This is a genomic window from Spirosoma sp. (assembly GCF_048594605.1).
GTDB lineage: Bacteria > Bacteroidota > Bacteroidia > Cytophagales > Spirosomataceae > Spirosoma.
In genome coordinates this window covers 1-21068 of sequence record NZ_JBMDWV010000167.1, presented here as the reverse complement: position 1 = coordinate 21068, position 21068 = coordinate 1, and the positions used below count along the sequence as shown (strand labels likewise).

Below are 21068 nucleotides of genomic sequence, written 5' to 3'. Positions count from 1 at the left end.
TAGCGGGACTAGGGATTAGTCCTGCAAGGAGTCAACAGGTTGGTGCTGTGAAGGCGGGTGAACACCTCTCCCTTTTCGAACAGAGCCGTTAAGCCCCGTACTGCCGATGGTACTGCTGTCACAAGCGGGAGAGTAGGAAGGTGCCACCTTTGAGCTAGCTGGGATGTTCTCCACACGGGGGACATCCCTTTTTTTATCTACACATGAGCAGCCAGATTGTATAAAATTTTATTACCGTTGTTGCTACTGGCGCGATAGATTAATTGTATATCTACTGATATGGCTTTTTAATCAGCTGAAATCAATTTCTCAGCTATTTCTCTAATATCGATGCCATCAATTTTACCGGTACTCATTAGTAAAAATATTTGAGCTGCATCGCGTTGATTTAATAAATACGCATGTAAATCAGACAAGTTTGTAAATACTTGTAGATCTTCTTTATCAAAGAACGATAATACGTCGATTAATTTTATAGAACTAGTTTGATTAGATATGATTAAATGCTCTTTATTAAGATATACAATTGCCAGGTCGGCTGTATCTAACGTATTTTTATATTGTTCCAAAAAGCTCTTGTTTGGATTGTTGATTGTACTTAATTCCAGTAGAGCCATCAATTTCTTACTAGGGTGCTGGTGCTTTACAGCTTCTACTACAGCCGCGACTGTGGTAGGTGATTGTGCTAAATCGAGATATATTATTTTAGAATCCTCTTCAACTATTTTTTCTAGTCGTTGAGGTATGCCTGTAAAGCTGGGGATAGCTTCGTAAAACTGATCCTCTGTTATACCGATACGATCGCAAACAGCCATAGCTCCAGCAATATTCTTCATATTGTGTTCACCAAAAAGCTGCACTGATATCTTTGAGCTTTGCTTAGTTATTAATTGTGTTTGGTCATTAACAACTTTATTTGGATGAGCTTCATAGGGAATTTTAGTAATATCTTTTCTTTCTTTCTGACCAATAACATCAAGCATATCGTCTGATTCATCAAAAATCAGAATTCCTGCTTTAGGCATAGCTTCGGCTAATGATTCAAATTGATCAACGTATTCGTCCCAAGTTGGATAAGTGCTAACATGTTCCCAGGCTATACCGCTTATAAGCGCTATATGCGGTTGATAATGTAAAAACTTAGGTCGTGAATCAATAGGTGACGAAGCATATTCATCGGCTTCAATAATAATAATTGGGGCAGCAGAGCCATCTGTATCGGTCGTTATCTTTACTGTGGAATCAAAACCGTCAATTTGATCTCCTATCCAATAGTCAAAATTTCGATTATGAAATTTTAGAGCGTGAAGGATCATGGCAGTAATAATTGTTTTACCATGACTACCCGCTATAACCACGCGCTGTTTCTGCTGGCTCAAATAATATATAAACTCAGGATATGAATAGACAGGTAATCCTAGCTCTAAAGCTTTTACTAGCTCTGGATTATCTTTATGAGCATGCATCCCAACAATGACGGCTGTTAATTCTGGATGTATCTTTTCTGGAAACCAGCCTATTTTGGAGGGCAGTAAGCCATGCTGCTGTAAGCGAGACTGAGAAGGATTGTAAATTTCATTGTCGGAGCCAGTGACTGTATAGCCTTGCTGTTGGAGAGCAATTGCAAGATTATGCATAGCACTACCGCCAATTGAGATGAAGTGGATGGCTTTAGGCATTCGGAAAAACTTATCTAGGTTGTGGCAAAAGTACAGTTTCTTTTCGTTTATGAGTGAACCAGGTCAATCAGATTCAATCATTAGTTCGATTCAATTAAATTTGTGTGATGGTCGAATCAAAGCATACGCTTTTTCGTTGATACTTTTGCAGATTCATTTGGCTTGAAAAGCCCAGTTTCTTGAGCCAAATTCACGCCAGTTTTCTGACTACAACCCCCATTTTATGCGTCAAACATAGGGATGAAGACATACTATGACCTGATTGACCAGACATTTGAGTTTCCAACGAGAGAATTCAATGTCGAGAACAATGAACTAATGTTCAATAATGTCCCTTTAATGGACATTGTTAAGCAATATGGTACGCCCTTAAAACTGACGTACTTACCGAAAATAACCGAGCATATCGAACATGCCAAGCTGCTGTTTAGGAATGCTATGAAACGCTATAATTATAAGGGTAATTATACGTATTGTTATTGTACTAAGTCATCCCATTTTCGGTTTGTGCTCGAAGAAGCACTAAAAAATAATATTCATCTTGAGACTTCATCAGCTTATGATATTCCCATTATTCGGGAGTTAGTCAAGATGGATAAGATCTCGAAGAGCACCTATATTATCTGTAATGGCTACAAAAGGCCACTTTACACGCAATATATCAGTGAACTTATCAATGATGGATTTACTAACTGTATTCCAGTTCTTGATAACCTCAAAGAAATTGAAGCATATGAGAATTCCATAACAGCTGACACTGTGAATTTTGGAATACGTATTGCTACGGATGAAGAACCCAACTTTGCGTTTTATACATCGCGATTAGGTATCCGCTATAGTGATGTAAACGAGCTATATCGAAGCAAAATTCAACCGAACGAGAAGTTCAAGCTCAAAATGCTTCACTTCTTTATAAATACAGGAATCAAGGATAGTGCTTACTACTGGAGTGAGTTGAGCCGATTCATGTATAAATATTGTGAGCTACGAAAAGTATGTCCTGATCTGGACTCAATCGATATTGGAGGAGGAATGCCTATACAAACTTCGTTCCAGTTCACGTACGATTATCAAGCCATGATTGATCAAATTGTGGAGAGTATCCAGTGGATTTGTAACAAAAATAACGTACCAGTACCGCATATCTTTACAGAATTTGGTTCATATACGGTAGGTGAAAGTGGGGCCGTTATCTACAAGGTGATTGATCAGAAACTTCAGAATGACAAGGAGTTATGGTATATGATCGATGGATCGTTCATTACACAATTACCGGATTCTTGGGGATTGGGTCAGAAGTACATTATGCTATCGGTAAATAATTGGGATAATCCTTATCAAAAAGTGAACCTTGGTGGCTTAACCTGTGACTCTCACGATTTCTATAACACAGAAGCACATAGCGCTGATTTGTATCTGCCTATTTTTGATCAGGATACGGAAGATCAATATATTGGCCTGTTTCACACGGGAGCATACCAAGAATCGCTTGGTGGATATGGCGGTATCCAGCATTGCCTTATTCCCGCTCCTCAACATGTAATTGTTGATAAAGACGAAGAAGGAAATCTACGAACCCGTCTATTCGCACCAGAACAGAATAGTGAAGTAATGCTCAAGATTCTTGGTTACGGTGGCGCCGAGCCTGGTATGACGGAACTAGAAGCTACTGAGGCTGCTGAAGAACGAGGAGAAGAAGCAGAACTGATCAATGAAGAGAATTAATTTTCTTTTCTCGTAAAAATTATTCAATGATTCTTACGAGAAAAGAAAATCCATCAGCGTACTGTTTTTAGACTTATCTTCGTTTAACTATCTGAAACATACAACGAAAGCATTGAATGACTCCATGAAAAAGCTATTTCTTCTGACAACTATATTGGCTACTTTATCGCTTGGAGCCTGTTCACGTAAGGCAAATTGCCCAGCGTATGGAAGTGTGAAAAAAACTGCTCTCTCCCCAACTCAGGCGCGGGTTTAAATACTATTTGCTTACAGACTGATCTCCACTTTTAATTAAATGAAGGTGGAGATTTTTTTCAAGTGTATTGAAGAACAAACTGAGAGGCTTCCAGCAAATTAGTCGCGCACCCATCGTGTTCGGCAGAAGGCAAAGGTTCATGCGCAATCCGTATTGTTCGCACCCCTACGCGCTTACCCGCCTGCATATCTCGTAAAGCATCGCCAATCATCCAGGATACATCGGTCTCAATCTCATATTTGGCAATTGCTTTTTCAAGAAGTAATGAACCGGGTTTGCGAGTCAGAGATTCTGAATCATATTTAGGGTGATGAGGGCAGTAATAAATATCGTCAATTAGGCCACCGCATTTCTCCTGCAAGTAGTTGTAACAGGTCATTACATCGTCACGTGTGTAAAGTCCTTTTGCAATGCCTGCCTGATTCGTAATAACGATAAGTAAGTAACCCGCTTCCTTTAATAAACGTAATGCTTCCGGTACGCCATCAGGAATGATAAAATCTTCGATCCGATAAACATAATCTGTTCGATCTTCATTTAAAACACCATCGCGATCCAGAAAAACACACTTATTCATTGATGAGGTAGTCTATTTACAAAGCAAAAATGCAATTATTTAACTAAATAATTGCATTTTTGCTTTGTAAATAGTTGCAAATTTATTTAATGAAACCTGTATACCAACAAAAGGTAGTGGTATACAGGCTGTTCTACATTCCCAAATCTTGTAAACGCTGCGTTAGCGCCTGAATTTTAGCATCAGCATCAGCTAATTTTTGACGCTCACGATCAACAACCTCAGGCTTAGCATTAGCAACAAATTTATCGTTCGACAACTTTTTGAGCGTTGATTCGCGGAAGCCAACATTATATTCCAATTCCTTACGCGTCGTTATAATTTCCTGCTCAATGTCAATCTCACCAACGATGTTTACAAAAAACTCGTCGCTCTTGATCAGAAAGGCAATTCCCAATGCTTTATCCTGAACGTAGTGAATATCCGAAACGTTGGCCATTTTACGTATCAATGATTCCAGCGGCTTAAATCGATCTGATGAGGGTGTTTTTATAGCCAGCGGCAAAGCGACTTTGGGCGAAATCTGCTTTGCGTTACGTATGTTACGTATGTTGGTAATGACATCAAATAATAAATCAAAATCACTCAGCGTCTGGTTGTTGACCGATCCTGCTTTCGGGAAAGGAGCAATACAAATGCTATCGCCAGCGCTACGTTCGCGAATATCCTGCCATATTTCTTCTGTGATAAATGGCATGAATGGATGCGCAAGTCCCATTAAGCGTTCAAAGAAATTAATCGTAGCTTCATACGTAGCACGATCAATTGGTTGCTCGAACCCAGGTTTGATTAACTCAAGGTACTGGGAACAGAAATCATCCCAAATCAGCTTGTATACTGCCTGCAGCGCATCAGAAATCCGGAATTTACTGAAATCATCCTCTATCTGCAGTAACGTAGCGTTTAGCTTCGATTCAAACCATTGAATGGCTAACTCAGATGAATTGCTTTCGCTTGTTGACGATTCGTCAATTTTCCATCCTTTTATCAGCCGGAATGCATTCCAGATTTTGTTGCTGAAATTACGGCCCTGTTCAACCAGTTTTTCGTCAAACATCAAATCATTACCGGCCGCTGAACTGAATAGCATACCCGTTCGAACGCCGTCCGCTCCGTATTTGTCAATTAAATCGAGCGGATCGGGCGAATTGCCCAGCGATTTCGACATTTTGCGGCCAATCTTGTCGCGGACAATACCCGTCAGATAAACGTTTTTGAACGGTTCCTGCCCCCGATATTCGTAACCAGCAATGATCATACGAGCAACCCAGAAAAACAGAATTTCGGGAGCTGTAACTAAATCATTCGTCGGATAATAATAATTAATGTCAGCGTTATCCGGATCTTTCAAACCATCAAATACCGACATCGGCCAGAGCCACGACGAAAACCACGTATCCAGTACGTCCTCATCCTGCGTCAGGTCGGCTTCGGTCATAGCAAAGAGCAACATTTCATGCTGCACTTTCTCCAGAGCTTCATGCTTGTTTTTAGCAACAATCATGGTTCCGTCCTGCATATAAAACGCTGGAATTCGTTGCCCCCACCACAGTTGGCGGCTGATGCACCAATCGTGCACATTCTCCATCCAGGACCGATACATATTCTTAAACTTCGGCGGAAACAGCTTAATTGTATCGTCCATTACGTTCTTCAGCGCAGGTTTCGATAAGTCGCCCATTTTCAGGAACCACTGTAGCGAAAGTTTCGGCTCAATAACGGCGCCTGTTCGCTCCGACGTACCAACGTTCGATTTGTAGTCTTCTGTCTTTACCAAATGGCCGGATTCTTCGAGCATTTTGATAATGGCTTTTCGAGCGGCAAATCGATCTGTTCCGACTAAAATCTGTGCCTTTTCGTTCAACGTACCGTCTTCATCGATGATGTCTAGTACAGGCAGATTATGCTTGATGCCTAAGGTGTAGTCGTTTGGGTCATGGGCAGGCGTAACTTTCAGACCACCTGTACCAAAGTCCATCGTTACGTATTCGTCCGTGATAATGGGAATTTCGCGATTGATGAGCGGAATAATTGCTTTTCTGCCGTGAAGATGTTTATAACGCTCATCGTTCGGATTAACAGCAATAGCTGCATCGGCCATGATCGTTTCGGGACGAACCGTAGCAATCGTGATATAACTTGGGGCAGAGGACAGAGGGCTTAGGGTATTTTCTCCATCTGCCCCTTTGCTCTCTGCAATTTCATACCGAATGTAAACCAGTTTCTGCTGAATTTCTTTGGTGATAACTTCTTCGTCAGAAACAGCAGTACGTCCCTGCGGGTCCCAATTTACCATGCGAACTCCCCGATAAATCTGTCCCTTGTTGTAGAGGTCAACAAATACGTCGATAACCGAGTCATAGAGGGCGGGTTCCATCGTAAAACGTGTCCGGTCCCAATCGCAGGACGCGCCAAGTTTACGAAGTTGCTTCAAAATAATTCCACCGTATTTGTGTGTCCATTCCCAGGCATACTCTAGAAATTCTTCGCGAGTCAGATCCTGCTTACTAATACCACGTTCTTTGAGCATGGCTACTACTTTTGCTTCGGTAGCAATGCTGGCATGGTCGGTACCCGGTACCCAACAGGCATTCTTGCCTTCCATACGCGCCTTGCGAATCAGTACGTCCTGGATCGTATTATTGAGCATATGACCCATGTGTAGCACACCCGTTACGTTCGGTGGCGGAATAACAACCGTATAAGGCTCACGTTCGTCGGGGGTAGACTTAAAAAATTGGTTATCAAGCCAGTATTGATACCATTTTTCTTCAATTTCCTGGGGGGCGTATGTCTTTGAAATCATGATCAGTTAGAATCCTATCCTACTTTTTATCGCATGGACTTAGTTGTACGATAATACTTACGTCGGGATTAGGGATAAAAAACAAAATTAGTTAAATTGAAGAGGGCGAAAAAACGAAAGTGTGTCTTTGGCAGTTTTACGTCTATATGCCTACTTCGGCACGGGCCACCCTGCGCCGTCCGACTCAACAGTCTATGGAATTCGGAAAAATATATAATCCCGACGCGGTAAATCTTGATCTGCCACCCGGCGCAGCTTTTAATTCACGGATATGGATGGGGATTGAGCCTACACTACGTCCTACTGTGTTTATCGGTGGTCCTATCTGGGCAAACAAAGATTATGTGGGTAAAGTGTATCCATCGACGGCTAAAGAACGCGATTTTTTACACTACTACGTTCGGCAGTTCAATACCATCGAATTAAACCTGACACATTATCAGATTCCAACCCTTGGAATGGTTGAGAAATGGAAAAGGGAAGCTGCCGGATCGCCCGACCGATCGGGATTTACATATTGCCCCAAGTTTCCGCAGATAATCAGCCACGAACGCCAACTCGTCGCAACTGAGGCACTTACTGAAGAATTTATAAATGCGGTGTTAAGTCTGGAAGAGTTTCTGGGGATGACATTTCTCCAATTGCCACCAACGTTTGGAACTGATAAATGGTACGTGCTGGAAAATTATCTGAAAAGTTTACCCGATGAACTGGACGTAGCGGTTGAATTTCGCCATCCCGATTGGTTCAGTAAAGCATCTGTCTGGCAACAGACTCTGGAAAGGCTTTATTTGCTACGTCGTCACGTAGTAATTACAGACGTAGCGGGTCGACGTGACGTATTGCACATGGGATTGAGTAGTCCGGTTCTGACGCTACGTTTCATTGCCAACGAGGGTCATCCAACTGATTACTCACGTACTGACGCCTGGATACAGCGATTAAAAACATGGTTTGATAAAGGCCTTCAAACTGCTTATCTGTTCATACACGGTGGAGGTGATAACGATACGGCACCGGAGTTAATTCTATACTGGATTCGCGAACTGAATAAACACTGCGGTCTAAATCTGCGTGAGCCTGTTCTTCAGCCCAAAGTAGTACAGGGAAGTTTGTTTTGAATTGCAGGCTTAAGCGTTTACTTTTGCTACATGATTTTAAGAAATGCACATCATCGTCATCATCATTCTGAGCGGTAACGCAGCAGAACAAGATGCGCTTGTTTGTGAATTCGGCGAGATAATCCTGATTAGCACAATATACAAAGCCCGGTTCTGCCAATGAGCCGGGCTTTTTCTTTATGAAAACTGTCATTATTAAATACAACGCAGGTAACGTCCAGTCGGTTATGTACGCACTGGAAAGGCTGGGCGCAAACTATCTGCTTACCGACGATGAGGCTGAAATTCGTTCAGCCGACAAAGTTATTTTTCCGGGTGTGGGCGAAGCCAGTACGGCTATGGCTTATCTGCGGGAACGGGATTTGGATAAACTGATTCCGTCGTTGAAACAGCCTGTTCTTGGTACATGCGTCGGAATGCAGCTTATGTGCCGGCATTCGGAAGAAAACAACACAACCTGCATGGGTATTTTTGATATCGATGTTCGGCGTTTTCCAACAAAACCCGGATTTAAGGTACCGCATACCGGCTGGAACAGCATCCATATGCTACGCGGTCCTTTGACTGATGGTTTGCCGGAAAATGCCTATGTGTATTTCGTTCACAGTTATGCTGCTGAGGTTTGTCCAGAAACCACCGCCGTTTGTGATTATGTTCGTCCGTTTAGCGCCATGTTACATCGGGATAATTTTTATGCAGCTCAATTTCACGCCGAAATCAGCGGGAATATTGGTCAACGTATTTTAGAGAATTTCCTGAAATTATAGCGCAGATGGTTCTTATCTCAAGTATAAAGACACGTTAATAAATTAAAAAGTGGGTCTTTGCCTACGTTATCTATGTACATCATCCCCGCTATTGACATTATTGAAGGGAAAGCCGTTCGCTTAACGCAGGGCGACTATAGTCAGAAAAAGGAGTACAATGCCCGTCCGTTGGAAGTGGCACAGCAATTCGAAGATGCTGGTCTGACCCGTTTGCACCTGGTTGACCTCGATGGTGCCAAACAGAAGCGTGTAATCAATTGGAAAGTTCTGGAGTTGATTGCATCTAAAACCAAACTGCATATTGATTTTGGAGGTGGTGTGCAATCCGACGAAGATCTTCGAGTCGTTTTTGAGTGTGGTGCTAAACAGGTTACGGGCGGCAGCATTGCTGTTAAACAGCCCGACATAATGGAGCGCTGGCTTTCACGACTCGGTCCGGAAAAAATCATCCTGGGCGCCGATGCAAAAAATGAGAAAATTGCGGTCAGCGGCTGGGAAGAATCGACTGAAGTGTGGGTCTACGATTTTGTGGAGAAGTGGGTGGAAAAAGGTATTCGCTACGTTATCAGTACCGACGTAGCAAAAGACGGGCTATTGCAGGGGCCTTCGTTCGATCTCTACCGGAACTTACAGGATCGATTTCCTGATCTGAATGTAATTGCTAGTGGTGGTGTCAGTAATATAGCTGATATTGAAACCCTGGCTGATATGAACGTTTTTGGCGTTATCGTCGGCAAAGCGATTTACGAAGGACGCGTTACGTTGAAGGAATTGACAAAGTTTACAGAAATGTAAGAGAAGTTGGCTATGCAATACCGTAGCGTATTTCTATTCATTTTTCTAGTCCTGTCGGGTAAGACAGTTGCTCAAACTCAATCAAAATTGTATTTCCCAGCCCTGAGCGAAAAAATGGGCTTAAAAATGCCCAGATTGAAAGACGGTGACTATGAAATACGTGTCTGGAAAAAGTGTCAGCTTTGTTTTGGCGAGGCTCATGAGCTTTTCCGATTGATAAAAACGGAGAGGAAACTTAGTTTATCAAAGTATAATCTGCGTTTTAGGAGGGACAAGTTTATCCGTGCAGAGGAAATAGAGTCAAAAAAAATAGTACCAGATGACTTGTGGCGTCGATTAGAGCAACAGAACGTACTGACTTTGCCAGATCAGGCGGCTATTGCTGATGAATTGCATCCCAGGCCACAAAGAGATTCTACCTGGTATACAATTAGTTCAGATGGAACGATCAACGTTCATGCAAAGAAGAAAAAAAACTCTTTTATCTGGATTACGGACGGTGAGAGTTACCATTTTGAAATTTTCAGCGCCAACGGTTCTCGAACATATGCTTATATTAATCCACATGGCGACTTTAGGCATAAACCTGAAATTATCGAGTTGAAAAAAGTAGTTTCGATTCTGGACGAATTGGGCGCAGCATTCTAAATGCCAGAACAGCCATGAATGAAGAATACACAATTAGTACTGATAAGGCCAAACTTGACCTTGTCGTCATTCACCGATTTCTAAGTCAGGAAGCGTATTGGTGCCAGAATATTCCGCTAGAAATTGTTCAGCGTTCTATTGAAAACTCGGCTTGTTTCGGCGTTTATCAGGGAAACCAACAGGTTGGGTTTGCGCGCGTTATTACCGATTTTGCTACGTTCGGCTATCTAGCCGATGTATTTATTCTGCCAGAACATCGGGGAAAAGGACTTTCGAAGCAACTGGTAAGTTTCATCATGAATTACCCGCCTTTGCAGGGGTTGCGACGTATTATGCTGGTTACACAGGATGCGCACAGACTTTACGCGCGGTTTGGCTTCAAACCGATTGATAATCCCGAAAATACAATGAATATTAAAGCTTTTACCGCTTACTAATGCTTACCAAACGTATCATTCCCTGCCTCGATATTAAAGACGGACGTACCGTAAAAGGCACCAATTTTGTTAATCTGCGCGATGCTGGTGATCCCGTTGCGTTAGCTGCTATTTATGCCGAACAGGGCGCTGATGAACTGGTGTTTCTTGACATTACCGCTACTGTTGATGAACGGAAAACGCTGATTGAGCTTGTTCGGAACGTAGCGCATACGATCAATATTCCGTTTACAGTTGGAGGTGGAATCTCATCCGTAGCCGACGTATCAGCTCTTTTAAACGCTGGAGCCGATAAAATTTCCATCAATTCGTCGGCCGTACGAAATCCTGATCTGATTAACGAGTTGGCGCTGGAATTTGGCAGTCAGTGTATCGTGGTTGCCATTGACACGCGTTACGTAGATAGTGAGCATATTGTGCATACGCATGGCGGACGTAAGCCTACTACGCTACGTACCATTGCTTGGGCCAGGGAAATTGAAGAACGGGGAGCCGGAGAGATTCTGTTAACGTCAATGGACACCGACGGCACCAAAGCAGGTTTCGCACTGGAGCTGACTGCTCAGATTTCGGGAGCCGCTAATATTCCGGTAATTGCTTCAGGCGGTGCTGGCACGATGGATCACTTTGTCGATGTGTTCACAACAGGCAAGGCCGATGCGGGTCTGGCGGCCAGTATTTTTCACTTCAAGGAAATCGATATTCCTGCTCTGAAAACGTATTTACGCGAGAAAGGTGTTGAAATGCGGATAACAAATTAACAGCAACGTAGTATCGACTATGTTTTGCCGATACTACGTTGCTACTTAAAACTTAAAGCCTAGTTCCAGAGTTACGGTCCGGCTTTTAGACACCAGCTCGTTGCCCCGCGCTACGTTAATCAGGCCCCGCTGATAGCTCATGCCAATATTAAAGGCATTGTTCTGGTTGATTTTGTATTGGATGCCCGTTCCGAGTAACAGTTCTACGTCTCCAAAACCATATTGTCTACGATTGCCTCCGCTTTCGGCTGTGTATAAACCATTACGTACCTGATCTAATGGTTTTTCAGCAAGTTTAATACTGAATAAACCACCCGTTTGTAGATAGAGCCGCATATTCGGCGCAATGTTGTTGGCAAATAGTTTTACAGTAGCTGGGAGTTGTAAATACTGTAAGTTGTAAATCGACTCTTTTTCGGGCGCACCCGGATTCCAGATTGTCGAGCCAAACGTACCGGGCATTTGAAAACCTGATCGTTTGATGGTGTACCAAAGGCCAGTGCTGAACGCATAGCGATTTTTAAAGAAGAAATAATCCAGCGAGGGCCCAACGCTCATACGCACACCCACTCCGTTCGGCTGAAAACCCGCATAACTGCCCGTACCTTCGGCCGTGTTGATGTTAAGCGAAGGGGCAAACCGGATACTCATCTCGATCAGGTGCGTAGGCCAGGCGTAATCAGGACCAGACCCATACCCATTGTTCTCATTGGCGTCGTCCGCATTCTGCCGCTGTTGTCGACGACGTTTTTTGCGGTCGTCGTCGTACTCCTTGCGATTCTTGTCCTGTCCATCATAATTATCGCCCAGAATTTTGCGGAAACGCTTTTCTGTTGCGTTCGATTCCTTCGTTCTTAGCTGGTAAAGTGCCGTTGATTTAGATTGCGCCCAACCACCGGTAACTGTTAGTATGACCAAAATCAATCCTAACCCTGCAACTTTTTTCATAATTTTGCACGTTTTCTATATTGAAAACCCGTGATTTTCATGCGAATACAAGTGGCCATTGTGGGCCTTTTTTGTTTGTTTTTTTTAGCTTCGTGTACTAAAAACGAAGAGGTTACGCTTGTTCGGCTCGATCAACAACTCTTTTCCTATAAGTCTGCCGACAGTGTCCGAACTTTTCTGAATCAGAATCCGGCTGTCGCTCAATTGTACTTTAACGCGAACGGAGCTGGAAATGATACAAGTATAGTTCGGGAATTGACTGACCGGATCAATAATCCGGCGCTGAATGAATTTAATCAGCAGGTTCAGGCTCAATTTGGCGACATGGCCGATCTTCAAAAACAACTGGCTGAGGCCTTCGCCAATATCAAAAAAGACTTTCCTGACTTCCGATCGCCTAAAGTTGTTACGATGGTAACGGGTTTTATGGGACCAGATCTGGTAGTTACAGATAGTCTGATTGTTATTGGTCTCGATTACTTTGCCGGGCCGAAGGCAAAATTCCGACCCCAAGGACCAGAATATCCGCAGTATATTCTCCGTCGCTACGATAAAGATTACCTTGTTCCGGCCATAGTTTTTGCTATTTCTGATAAATATAACGCTACTAATCGCCAGGATCAAACAATGCTGGCCGATATGATTTACTACGGTAAAGGGTACGTATTTACCAAAACGATGCTTCCTGAAGTGGCGGATAGTTTAGTTATCGGATACTCAGACAAACAACTAACGGAAACGTTTAACGCGCAGGATGTTGTTTGGGCACATTTTATTGATAATCAACTTCTGTATCAGACCAACCCAGCTATAAAACAGCGATATTTGAATGAGCGGCCCTTTACGGCTGAAATTGGACAGGCTTGCCCAGGGGCTATTGGTCGTTGGGTAGGATGGCGGATTGTAGGACGATATCACGATAAACATGCAAACGTTGGCATCAGTGAGTTGATGGGCGACGCTAATGCCCGACAGATTTTTGAGCAGTCAGGCTATAAAGGACAAAGCGAGTAAAAAAAGTCGTGAGTCGATAGTTATCAGTTGGAAACTCCAAAGGATCGACTACCGGCTAGCTGACTATCGACTGATAATGGCAAAGCGAGGAGAAAATGTTGGCGAAGACGCCAATAAAGACAAGAAGCCAAAGTTTACCAGAGAGGGCTTCAGGAAAGCACTGAATATTTTCCGGTTTGTAAAACCTTACCGGGGGATGTACATTATCGGATTCATTTTTTTGATTCTGTCTACAGCAACGACCATGAGTTTCGGTTTGCTGATTGGGCAAATCACAAGTGTTATCCAGGGTAAATCTTCCTTTACACTCAATCAGACTGTTCTTTTTTTTGTGGGCGTACTGGTAGCCCAGGCTATTTTCTCATTTTCCCGAATTTACTTTTTCTCTCAGGTAAGCGAAAGGGCAATGGCCGATGTTCGCAGATCGGTTTACGCTAAGATCATTACGTTACCGGTTCCTTTTTTTGAGCAGCGACGAGTAGGTGAGCTGACAAGCCGAATTTCGGCAGACGTATCACAGCTACAAAATGTATTTACGCTGACGTTAGCTGAGCTGTTTCGTCAGGTTGCTACGTTGGTTATCGGTACGGGAATTATCCTGTACGTTTCCTGGAAATTAACGCTATTCATGCTGGCAACCTTTCCCGTAATGATTATCGCTGCTTTGTTCTTCGGCCGATTCATTCGCAAACTATCCAGACAGGTCCAGGATCTACTGGCTCAGGCTAATGTTATCGTTGAAGAAACCTTACAATCAGTCCACGTAGTAAAGGCTTTTACGAACGAAAGCCTGGAAATAGATCGTTACGGAACAGCCTTACAGCGAGTGGTTTCTACAGCCTTACGAGCGGCAACGTATCGGGGCATTTTTGTATCGTTTATCATTTTCGCACTCTTTGGCGGTATTATCAGCGTTGTTTGGTACGGTGGATCGTTGGTGATGAATAACGAAATGCCTTTCGCTGATCTGCTCACATTTCTGGTCTATACAACCTTCATTGGTGGTTCTGTTGGCGGGATGGGCGATGTTTACGCTCAAATAGCCCAGATGATTGGCTCGTCGGAGCGGATTCTGGAAATCCTGGATGAACCTTCGGAAGTAAAGGCCAATGAAGCATTGCCATTATTTGTGCCTGTACACGGTCATATCCGGTACAACGATGTTCATTTTTCCTATCCTTCACGGTCTGACGTAACGGTTTTGAAAGGTATATCATTCGACGTAGCGGCCGGTAAGAAGATAGCACTGGTCGGTCAGAGCGGAGCCGGTAAATCGACGATTGTGCAGTTACTAATGCGTTATTATCCTATTGGTGGCGGTTCGATAACCATCGATGGGCGTGATCTGGATGGCTTTAATATTACTGAACTGCGTAAGAATATGGCTATCGTTCCACAGGAGGTTATGCTGTTTGGTGGAACAATTATGGAAAATATCCAGTACGGTCGGCCCGGCGCCACGGAAGCCGAAGTACGCGAAGCCGCCCGGAAGGCCAACGCCTTGCAGTTTATTGAATTGTTTCCGGAGGGTTTTCAAACAGTTGTGGGCGAACGTGGAATCAAGCTCTCCGGTGGTCAGCGGCAACGTATCGCTATTGCCCGCGCTATTCTGAAAGATCCAGCTATTTTGATTCTGGACGAAGCGACTAGTTCTCTCGATGCCGAATCGGAGCGGCTAGTTCAGGAAGCGTTAGACGAACTGATGCAGAACCGAACAACGATTATTATTGCCCACCGGCTGGCAACCATTCGCAAAGTTGACAGGATTTACGTACTGCGCGAAGGGCAGATCGCCGAGTCAGGTACGCACGAGGAATTGGCTGCTCAGGAAGACGGTATCTATGCAAATCTGGTTAAATTGCAATTTGAAATGCTGGATAATGAGTAAGATAGGCAGTTGTTCCTGACATTATCCATTCTTTATTTTCCCTGCTATAACAATGACACTTGCTTCTAAAACCCTGAAAGACTTTAACCTGCGTCATACGAGTGGACGAGAGGAAGTACTGGATTTGTTTCTGAATGCTGGTCATGCACTGGCACATCACGACATCGAAAATGGTCTTGGTCCTGACCACGACCGTGTGACAATTTACCGGACGTTACGTACATTTCTGGATAAAGGCCTGCTTCATAAAGTTCTCGACGATGAAGGAGGCACAAAATATGCCCTTTGCCGCGAAACATGTACAGATGGCCACCATCATCACGATCATGTTCATTTCAAGTGCGAAACCTGCGGTCAAACGACTTGCCTGGAGCAGGTTAGCATTCCGACAGTTACATTGCCCAAAGGTTACAACCGTAAAGAAATGAACCTACTGATTCAGGGCGTTTGTCAGGATTGTAATAAGTAATACGGGCGGTTTATCGTTACGTTAGAAACCCGCCGTTTTGCTCGAAAAAATTATGGGTTCCTTCCCGCGTTACATTATGCCCACCGAAACCTTTCTACAACGTCAACAGAAATTTACTCAGTTAGAACAAACGGCCCAGCGTCAGTACAATCAACTGGCTTTTTGGCGGCTCCTGTGGTTTGTTGGGTGTAGTGCCGCTGTTTGGCTGCTTATTCGACTTGATCAACAGGTAGCTGCCATAGCTACGTTATTAGCTGGCGTTGTCGGTTTTCTAATTCTGCTGAAAAAGCACCAGGCTATCCGGCGCGAACGGGATTTGAATCACCAGCTTGCTTTTGTTAATCAGGATGAAACGGCTCGGCTCAAACGCCAATACCTGCGCCCGGAAACAGGGGAGCCGTTTGCCAGCCCGACGCATTATTATTCAGGAGATCTGGACGTTTTCGGTAAGCATTCTCTATTCAGACTTCTCAACCGAACCTACACGCATGAAGGTGAAAACCGGCTAGCTGCCTGGCTGAAAGCCCCTTCTGCCCCAGACTCTATCCGTTTACGACAACAGGCTGTTGCTGAGTTACAACCTCAGATTGACTGGCGGCAACAATTTGAAGCACTGGCTTATATTGAAGAAGCCGTTAATAAATCGCCTAATGAACTGATCAAATGGGCAACCGCTGCCGACAAATCTCCATTGCCGGTTTATTTGAACGTAGTGCGGTTTCTTTTTCCGGTTATTACAATTGGCCTGTTCGTTAGCTGGTTATTGGGCTACTTGCCTGGTATCTCTGTTCTAATTGGGCTAGCCATTCATGCTGCTGTACTCAGTCAGACCACGGCACGAGCCAAAGAAGTTAGCGAGCAGACATTCGAAATATCAACGGCGTTACGTGCTTTCCAATCCTTATTTCAGCAAGCCAAGCAGCTAAAAGGGAAAGCGATTCGCCTACGAGCCATTGAACAGGCCTTAATGTCGGATGGGCAATCAGCCGCCGAAGCCGTTGGGCAACTTTCCAGACTGACCGAAGGGCTAAACTACAGGCGAAATCCTTACTTCTATCTGTTTTTTGGAGTCGTTACGTTGTGGGATATTCATTATCTATACCGACTCGAACAATGGCGGAAAAGTCATGGCCCCGATCTTAGTCGATGGTTCGAAGCACTTGGTGAGCTGGAAGCACTTATCAGTCTGGCGGGCTTTGCTTATGCTCATCCTGCTTACGTAGTCCCCGACATTGTCGATGATGAATTCATACTAGATTTTACGTCAGCGGCTCACCCGTTGTTACCACCGGAACGTAGCGTAGCAAATTCGCTGTCATTATCAGGTTCTGGTCAAACTGTACTGATTACGGGTTCTAACATGTCGGGAAAAAGCACATTTTTGCGGACGGTTGGCGCTAACGTAGTATTAGCGCTTGCGGGTGCCGTTGTTAGTGCCGAACGATTCTGGTGTTCGCCAGTACGTGTTTTTACAAGCATGCGCACCCAGGATTCGCTGGAAGAAAGCACGTCATCGTTCTACGCTGAACTTAAACGGCTTCAGACACTTATCAATCTGACAAAACAGACGGATGCTACGTCCCAAAGTCGCTTGCCGCATGATCGCCTGCCGGTATTATATTTTCTGGACGAAATTCTGAAAGGAACAAACTCTGCAGATCGACATCGGGGCGCGGAAGCGTTAATCCGTCAGTTACATCGAACTACGGCTTCGGGCTTTGTCTCGACGCATGATCTTGAGCTAGGCCAGCTTACCGACGCGGATGACTTCGTCCGAAATTATCATTTCCAGTCTGATCTGCTAAACGGTGAACTTATCTTTGATTACCAACTTCGTACAGGCATTTGTAAGAGTTTTAACGCCAGCCAGTTGATGCAAGCCATTGGTATTGAAATGAACGCAGTTCAAAAATAAAACCAATAGCAGCGGAAAGTTGGTCCTATCTGCACTGCTGGCATTGGAATCTTGATGTATTTGAACAAGGCCAGAAAAACTTTAGCCGTTGCACTACGGGGTTTCAAGAGTTTGATCAGGTTTATATCTGGCGCAACGTACCACTCATGTCTGCCTCCTAACCCATCTTTGTTCATGTTCCACGTTTCAGCCTCCAGACCCATTCCAACCGACAATTGCAGCCAGTCAGGCCAGATACGTTGCCAGCGCTGACCGCCAAAATGCTCAGGCGAAAATGAAAACCAGTACGTTTGATTGATGTAGTCATCAATAGAAAAGCGTTGTACGGGAATTCCACGCGACTTGAAATATTTAGGGGTCTGCTGCCAGTAACTGAATTTCCACTGAGAATCTCGTAGAAAACCCGACCGATTCTGAACCATTGGCCAGAAACCACCAATGGTACCTGCTGCTACATCGCGCCAGCTAAAGCCATACGTTGGTGAATACGAATCTTTTAATTCGATTCCTAACTCTACAAAAGCTGCTGAACCAAAAGCCAGCCATTCGGCTTTCGACTGCCTCACGCCTGCCCACCGAAAGGCGCTATAGTACGCGTCGGCTATAAACGTACCACCCATTAGATGAGCAATTTTGTCTAAACTTCTGGCGTAAGTCAAATCTCGGCCTTCATCAAAATGGAACGGAACGCCTTTGTCATGCCACCAGGTTCGTTCCAGATACCCATACGTTGAACCTAAAGTAAGAAGTGACGTAGCGCCAACCGCCCACAATCTGCCCTTTTTGGGCGTACTAACTGATAATTTATACTTTCTTGCAAGACTATCCGAACAGGCTGGTAAGGAGTCAGTTTGAGGACTAATCTGTAGTGAGCAAAAAAGTAGGAGAAGTTTAAGTCCCATGAGTGCAATAGGACTCGAAGATTATCAAAAAGTTACCTCCTTTTAACGTATAAGGAAAGTGCCAGGAAGATGTGAATCCTGTGCAAAACAACTCCTTCGGAGGATTGTTAAATCTGGAGAAAGCAGTACCTTTGCCACAAAATAAAATAGTATGCATGCATACTATTTTATTTTGTAATAGCGTAAATAATTCAAAGAGTGCGAGCGGCAAGGCATAAAAAAAGCCTTCTCGATTGAAAAGGCTTACGTTAAGGTGGTGGTGATGGACGGAATCGAACCGCCGACACAAGGATTTTCAGTCCTTTGCTCTACCAACTGAGCTACATCACCGAAACGTGGGTGCAAAAGTACGTATTACGGCTCTCTTTGCAATACTTGAGACAGAATATTTTTTAATAAATGATTTTTCTCGATCAATCTGTTTGATTATCAGATAGAATAAATTTCAAAAATGGAATGGAGATTATTCAGCAAATTTTATTCGTAGCGGCATTAGCTGTAACCGCCTGGTTCATAACTAAACGTATCCAACTCATTACTCGAGCTATCGGGTTAGGTCGGCCGGAGAATCGGTTCGATCATGCTGATGAACGGTTGAAGACGATGCTGCTGGTAGCGTTCGGGCAGAAAAAGATGTTTACCAACGTATTAGTTGGGGTTATGCACTTTGTTATTTATGCCGGCTTCATCATCATCAATCTTGAAATTCTGGAGATTATTCTGGATGGTATTTTAGGTACGCATCGTCTGTTTGCCCCCTACATTACGCCGGTTTATCCAATCTTGATTGACGTTTTTGAAATACTGGCTTTTGGCGTACTGGTTGTATGCATCGTGTTTTTGTGCCGTCGATTCATTGCCAAAGTGAGTCGTTTTCAGCCAGATCGACATCGTGAAATGACGCGCTGGCCCCGCACAGATGCAGCTATTATTCTCATTGCTGAAATCTTATTAATGGTCGCTTTTTTGACCTGGAATGCATCCGACAGCGTCCTGCGCGATCGGGGCTTCGGTCATTATGCTGAATTGCAGGGTATTGTACCCGATTTCTTGATCAGCCAATTTTTAAAGCCACTCTTCACGGGTTTCAGTGATACCGCTTTAGTGCTTTATGAACGGTTATCCTGGTGGGCGCATATTCTGGGAATTATGGCTTTCGCCGTATACGTAACGTATTCAAAGCACCTGCACATCGCTCTGGGCTTTCCAAACGTCTATTTCTCGGATCTTCAGCCAAAAGGCGAGATGCAGAATATGCCTGAAATCACCAAAGAAGTACAATTGGCTTTAGGATTACCCGTAACAACTGAGGCCGATGGTTCGCAGGCAAATGATAATGGAGAGCAGCCGGCAGAGGTTGGCCGGTTTGGAGCTAAAGACGTACAGGATCTAAAATGGATCAATCTTATGAATGCCTACAGTTGTACCGAGTGTGGACGTTGTACGGCAGCGTGTCCGGCCAATATTACAGGTAAAAAACTGTCGCCCCGCAAGATCATGATGGATACCCGAGACCGACTCGAAGAAATTCAACAGGGTTGGAAAATGCACGGTTATGATTACAAAGACGATAAATCACTGCTGAACGACTACATTACGGCGGAGGAGCTGAACGCTTGCACAACCTGTCAGGCTTGCGTTAATGCTTGTCCGATTAATATCAATCCGCTGGATATTATCCTGCAGTTGCGTCGCTATCGGGTGATGGAAGAATCGCAGGCGCCGGCGTCCTGGAATGCGATGTTCAGCAATATTGAAAACAACATGGCTCCCTGGAAATTTTCGCCAGGTGATCGGTTTAACTGGGCTGAACAGGTGAATGAAGTTAAATAAATATGTGTCAGACTACGGACTAAAAACATGGCTGAAGAAGTAAATACATATAAAGTACCGACAATGGCCGACATGATGGCATCGGGCGAGGAGCCAGAGGTTCTGTTCTGGGTTGGCTGTGCAGGATCGTTCGATGATCGTTATAAACGCGTAACGATTGCCTTCGTTCGAATACTAAACCATGTTGGTATCAAGTTCGCTGTATTAGGGCCGGAAGAAGCCTGTACGGGAGATCCGGCACGTCGAGCCGGAAACGAATTTTTGTTTCAGATGCAGGCAATGGCGAATATTCAGGTATTAAATAGCTATAACGTTAAGAAGATCGTAACTGCCTGCCCACATTGCTTCAATACGCTTAAGAACGAATATCCTGAACTGGGGGGTAAGTATGAAGTGACTCACCATTCCCAGTTTTTACAGGGACTTATTAATGAAGGACGTATTAGGGTTAAAGACGGCCAGTCGTTCAAAGGACGGCGGATAACGTTTCATGATTCGTGCTATCTAGGGCGGGCTAATAAAATTTA

18 protein-coding genes, 1 tRNA gene and 1 rRNA gene are annotated in these 21068 nt (G+C 44.1%); 14 read left to right on the top strand and 6 right to left on the bottom strand.

Annotated features, from left to right (window positions below):
* Positions 1–38: 38 nt before the first annotated feature.
* A 5S ribosomal RNA gene (gene rrf / locus ACOJS8_RS10545) occupies positions 39–149 on the top strand.
* 138 nt (positions 150–287) lie between these two features.
* Here the strand turns inward: rrf and ACOJS8_RS10540 are convergent.
* The gene (locus tag ACOJS8_RS10540; protein WP_420148504.1) at positions 288–1679 is read right to left on the bottom strand and encodes a UDP-N-acetylmuramate--L-alanine ligase; all 1392 of its coding nucleotides are present in this window, start codon (positions 1677–1679) and stop codon (positions 288–290) included.
* 240 nt (positions 1680–1919) lie between these two features.
* Here ACOJS8_RS10540 and ACOJS8_RS10535 point away from each other — a divergent pair, with 240 nt between their 5' ends.
* Positions 1920–3404 carry an arginine decarboxylase gene (locus ACOJS8_RS10535; protein WP_420148503.1) on the top strand — a complete coding sequence of 495 codons (1485 nt, stop codon included), beginning with the start codon at positions 1920–1922 and terminating at the stop codon, positions 3402–3404.
* A gap of 314 nt (positions 3405–3718) precedes the next feature.
* On the opposite strand, the gene ACOJS8_RS10530 is transcribed toward ACOJS8_RS10535, so the two are convergent.
* Positions 3719–4237 carry a D-glycero-alpha-D-manno-heptose-1,7-bisphosphate 7-phosphatase gene (locus ACOJS8_RS10530; RefSeq protein ID WP_420148502.1) on the bottom strand — a complete coding sequence of 173 codons (519 nt, stop codon included), beginning with the start codon at positions 4235–4237 and terminating at the stop codon, positions 3719–3721.
* Positions 4238–4370: 133 nt separating this feature from the next.
* Positions 4371–7043, bottom strand: coding sequence for a valine--tRNA ligase (locus ACOJS8_RS10525; protein WP_420148501.1), 2673 nt, complete (start codon positions 7041–7043; stop codon positions 4371–4373).
* A 194-nt stretch (positions 7044–7237) separates the two neighbouring features.
* Between ACOJS8_RS10525 and ACOJS8_RS10520 the strand changes: the two genes are divergently transcribed.
* The 6 genes from ACOJS8_RS10520 to hisF all read left to right on the top strand — a co-directional run bounded on the left by ACOJS8_RS10520 (position 7238) and on the right by hisF (position 11572).
* Complete coding sequence (locus tag ACOJS8_RS10520) at positions 7238–8164, top strand: DUF72 domain-containing protein (protein WP_420148500.1); 927 nt, start codon at positions 7238–7240, stop codon at positions 8162–8164.
* Positions 8165–8343: 179 nt separating this feature from the next.
* The gene (gene hisH / locus ACOJS8_RS10515; protein ID WP_420148499.1) at positions 8344–8931 is read left to right on the top strand and encodes an imidazole glycerol phosphate synthase subunit HisH; all 588 of its coding nucleotides are present in this window, start codon (positions 8344–8346) and stop codon (positions 8929–8931) included.
* Positions 8932–9003: 72 nt separating this feature from the next.
* Positions 9004–9726, top strand: a complete 723-nt coding sequence (hisA, locus tag ACOJS8_RS10510) for a 1-(5-phosphoribosyl)-5-[(5-phosphoribosylamino)methylideneamino]imidazole-4-carboxamide isomerase (protein WP_420148498.1) — start codon at positions 9004–9006, stop codon at positions 9724–9726.
* A 12-nt stretch (positions 9727–9738) separates the two neighbouring features.
* Positions 9739–10374, top strand: coding sequence for a hypothetical protein (locus ACOJS8_RS10505; RefSeq protein WP_420148497.1), 636 nt, complete (start codon positions 9739–9741; stop codon positions 10372–10374).
* Between the two features lie 14 nt (positions 10375–10388).
* Positions 10389–10811: a GNAT family N-acetyltransferase gene (locus ACOJS8_RS10500; RefSeq protein ID WP_420148496.1), complete on the top strand. Its 423-nt coding sequence runs from the start codon at positions 10389–10391 to the stop codon at positions 10809–10811.
* Positions 10811–11572, top strand: a complete 762-nt coding sequence (gene hisF / locus ACOJS8_RS10495) for an imidazole glycerol phosphate synthase subunit HisF (protein WP_420148495.1) — start codon at positions 10811–10813, stop codon at positions 11570–11572. The genes ACOJS8_RS10500 and hisF overlap by 1 nt, the downstream gene beginning before the upstream one ends.
* A 45-nt stretch (positions 11573–11617) precedes the next feature.
* Here hisF and ACOJS8_RS10490 read toward each other — a convergent pair whose 3' ends face one another.
* A complete protein-coding gene (locus tag ACOJS8_RS10490) occupies positions 11618–12520 on the bottom strand; it encodes a PorT family protein (protein WP_420148494.1) in 903 nt (300 codons plus the stop codon).
* Positions 12521–12559: 39 nt separating this feature from the next.
* Between ACOJS8_RS10490 and ACOJS8_RS10485 the strand changes: the two genes are divergently transcribed.
* The 4 genes from ACOJS8_RS10485 (at position 12560) to ACOJS8_RS10470 (ending at position 17806) form a co-directional block, all read left to right on the top strand.
* Positions 12560–13534, top strand: a complete 975-nt coding sequence (locus tag ACOJS8_RS10485; RefSeq protein WP_420148493.1) for a gliding motility protein — start codon at positions 12560–12562, stop codon at positions 13532–13534.
* Positions 13535–13610: 76 nt separating this feature from the next.
* Positions 13611–15422 (top strand): ABC transporter ATP-binding protein, encoded by a 1812-nt coding sequence (locus tag ACOJS8_RS10480; RefSeq protein WP_420148492.1) that lies wholly within the window; start codon positions 13611–13613, stop codon positions 15420–15422.
* Between the two features lie 52 nt (positions 15423–15474).
* Positions 15475–15891 (top strand): Fur family transcriptional regulator, encoded by a 417-nt coding sequence (locus tag ACOJS8_RS10475; RefSeq protein ID WP_420148491.1) that lies wholly within the window; start codon positions 15475–15477, stop codon positions 15889–15891.
* Between the two features lie 76 nt (positions 15892–15967).
* Positions 15968–17806: a MutS-related protein gene (locus ACOJS8_RS10470; RefSeq protein ID WP_420148490.1), complete on the top strand. Its 1839-nt coding sequence runs from the start codon at positions 15968–15970 to the stop codon at positions 17804–17806.
* On the opposite strand, the gene ACOJS8_RS10465 is transcribed toward ACOJS8_RS10470, so the two are convergent.
* Together ACOJS8_RS10465 and ACOJS8_RS10460 are read right to left on the bottom strand one after the other, a co-directional pair.
* On the bottom strand, positions 17797–18708 hold the full coding sequence (locus ACOJS8_RS10465) for a DUF2279 domain-containing protein (protein WP_420148489.1): 912 nt from the start codon (positions 18706–18708) through the stop codon (positions 17797–17799). The genes ACOJS8_RS10470 and ACOJS8_RS10465 overlap by 10 nt on opposite strands.
* A gap of 254 nt (positions 18709–18962) precedes the next feature.
* Positions 18963–19038 (bottom strand) — tRNA-Phe (locus tag ACOJS8_RS10460).
* A gap of 126 nt (positions 19039–19164) precedes the next feature.
* Between ACOJS8_RS10460 and ACOJS8_RS10455 the strand changes: the two genes are divergently transcribed.
* Together ACOJS8_RS10455 and ACOJS8_RS10450 are read left to right on the top strand one after the other, a co-directional pair.
* A complete protein-coding gene (locus tag ACOJS8_RS10455; RefSeq protein ID WP_420148488.1) occupies positions 19165–20541 on the top strand; it encodes a 4Fe-4S dicluster domain-containing protein in 1377 nt (458 codons plus the stop codon).
* A 27-nt stretch (positions 20542–20568) separates the two neighbouring features.
* The coding region (locus ACOJS8_RS10450; RefSeq protein ID WP_420148487.1) for a (Fe-S)-binding protein at positions 20569–21068 on the top strand (500 nt) is incomplete at its 3' end.

What these genes read in the sequence shown, in the direction of transcription:
- ACOJS8_RS10540 (WP_420148504.1), bottom strand. Translation starts at nt 1,679, where the DNA reads ATGCCTAAAGCCATCCACTTCATCTCAATTGGCGGTAGTGCTATGCAT.
- ACOJS8_RS10535 (WP_420148503.1), top strand. Translation starts at nt 1,920, where the DNA reads ATGAAGACATACTATGACCTGATTGACCAGACATTTGAGTTTCCAACG.
- ACOJS8_RS10530 (WP_420148502.1), bottom strand. Translation starts at nt 4,237, where the DNA reads ATGAATAAGTGTGTTTTTCTGGATCGCGATGGTGTTTTAAATGAAGAT.
- ACOJS8_RS10525 (WP_420148501.1), bottom strand. Translation starts at nt 7,043, where the DNA reads ATGATTTCAAAGACATACGCCCCCCAGGAAATTGAAGAAAAATGGTAT.
- ACOJS8_RS10520 (WP_420148500.1), top strand. Translation starts at nt 7,238, where the DNA reads ATGGAATTCGGAAAAATATATAATCCCGACGCGGTAAATCTTGATCTG.
- hisH (WP_420148499.1), top strand. Translation starts at nt 8,344, where the DNA reads ATGAAAACTGTCATTATTAAATACAACGCAGGTAACGTCCAGTCGGTT.
- hisA (WP_420148498.1), top strand. Translation starts at nt 9,004, where the DNA reads ATGTACATCATCCCCGCTATTGACATTATTGAAGGGAAAGCCGTTCGC.
- ACOJS8_RS10505 (WP_420148497.1), top strand. Translation starts at nt 9,739, where the DNA reads ATGCAATACCGTAGCGTATTTCTATTCATTTTTCTAGTCCTGTCGGGT.
- ACOJS8_RS10500 (WP_420148496.1), top strand. Translation starts at nt 10,389, where the DNA reads ATGAATGAAGAATACACAATTAGTACTGATAAGGCCAAACTTGACCTT.
- hisF (WP_420148495.1), top strand. Translation starts at nt 10,811, where the DNA reads ATGCTTACCAAACGTATCATTCCCTGCCTCGATATTAAAGACGGACGT.
- ACOJS8_RS10490 (WP_420148494.1), bottom strand. Translation starts at nt 12,520, where the DNA reads ATGAAAAAAGTTGCAGGGTTAGGATTGATTTTGGTCATACTAACAGTT.
- ACOJS8_RS10485 (WP_420148493.1), top strand. Translation starts at nt 12,560, where the DNA reads ATGCGAATACAAGTGGCCATTGTGGGCCTTTTTTGTTTGTTTTTTTTA.
- ACOJS8_RS10480 (WP_420148492.1), top strand. Translation starts at nt 13,611, where the DNA reads ATGGCAAAGCGAGGAGAAAATGTTGGCGAAGACGCCAATAAAGACAAG.
- ACOJS8_RS10475 (WP_420148491.1), top strand. Translation starts at nt 15,475, where the DNA reads ATGACACTTGCTTCTAAAACCCTGAAAGACTTTAACCTGCGTCATACG.
- ACOJS8_RS10470 (WP_420148490.1), top strand. Translation starts at nt 15,968, where the DNA reads ATGCCCACCGAAACCTTTCTACAACGTCAACAGAAATTTACTCAGTTA.
- ACOJS8_RS10465 (WP_420148489.1), bottom strand. Translation starts at nt 18,708, where the DNA reads ATGGGACTTAAACTTCTCCTACTTTTTTGCTCACTACAGATTAGTCCT.
- ACOJS8_RS10455 (WP_420148488.1), top strand. Translation starts at nt 19,165, where the DNA reads ATGGAGATTATTCAGCAAATTTTATTCGTAGCGGCATTAGCTGTAACC.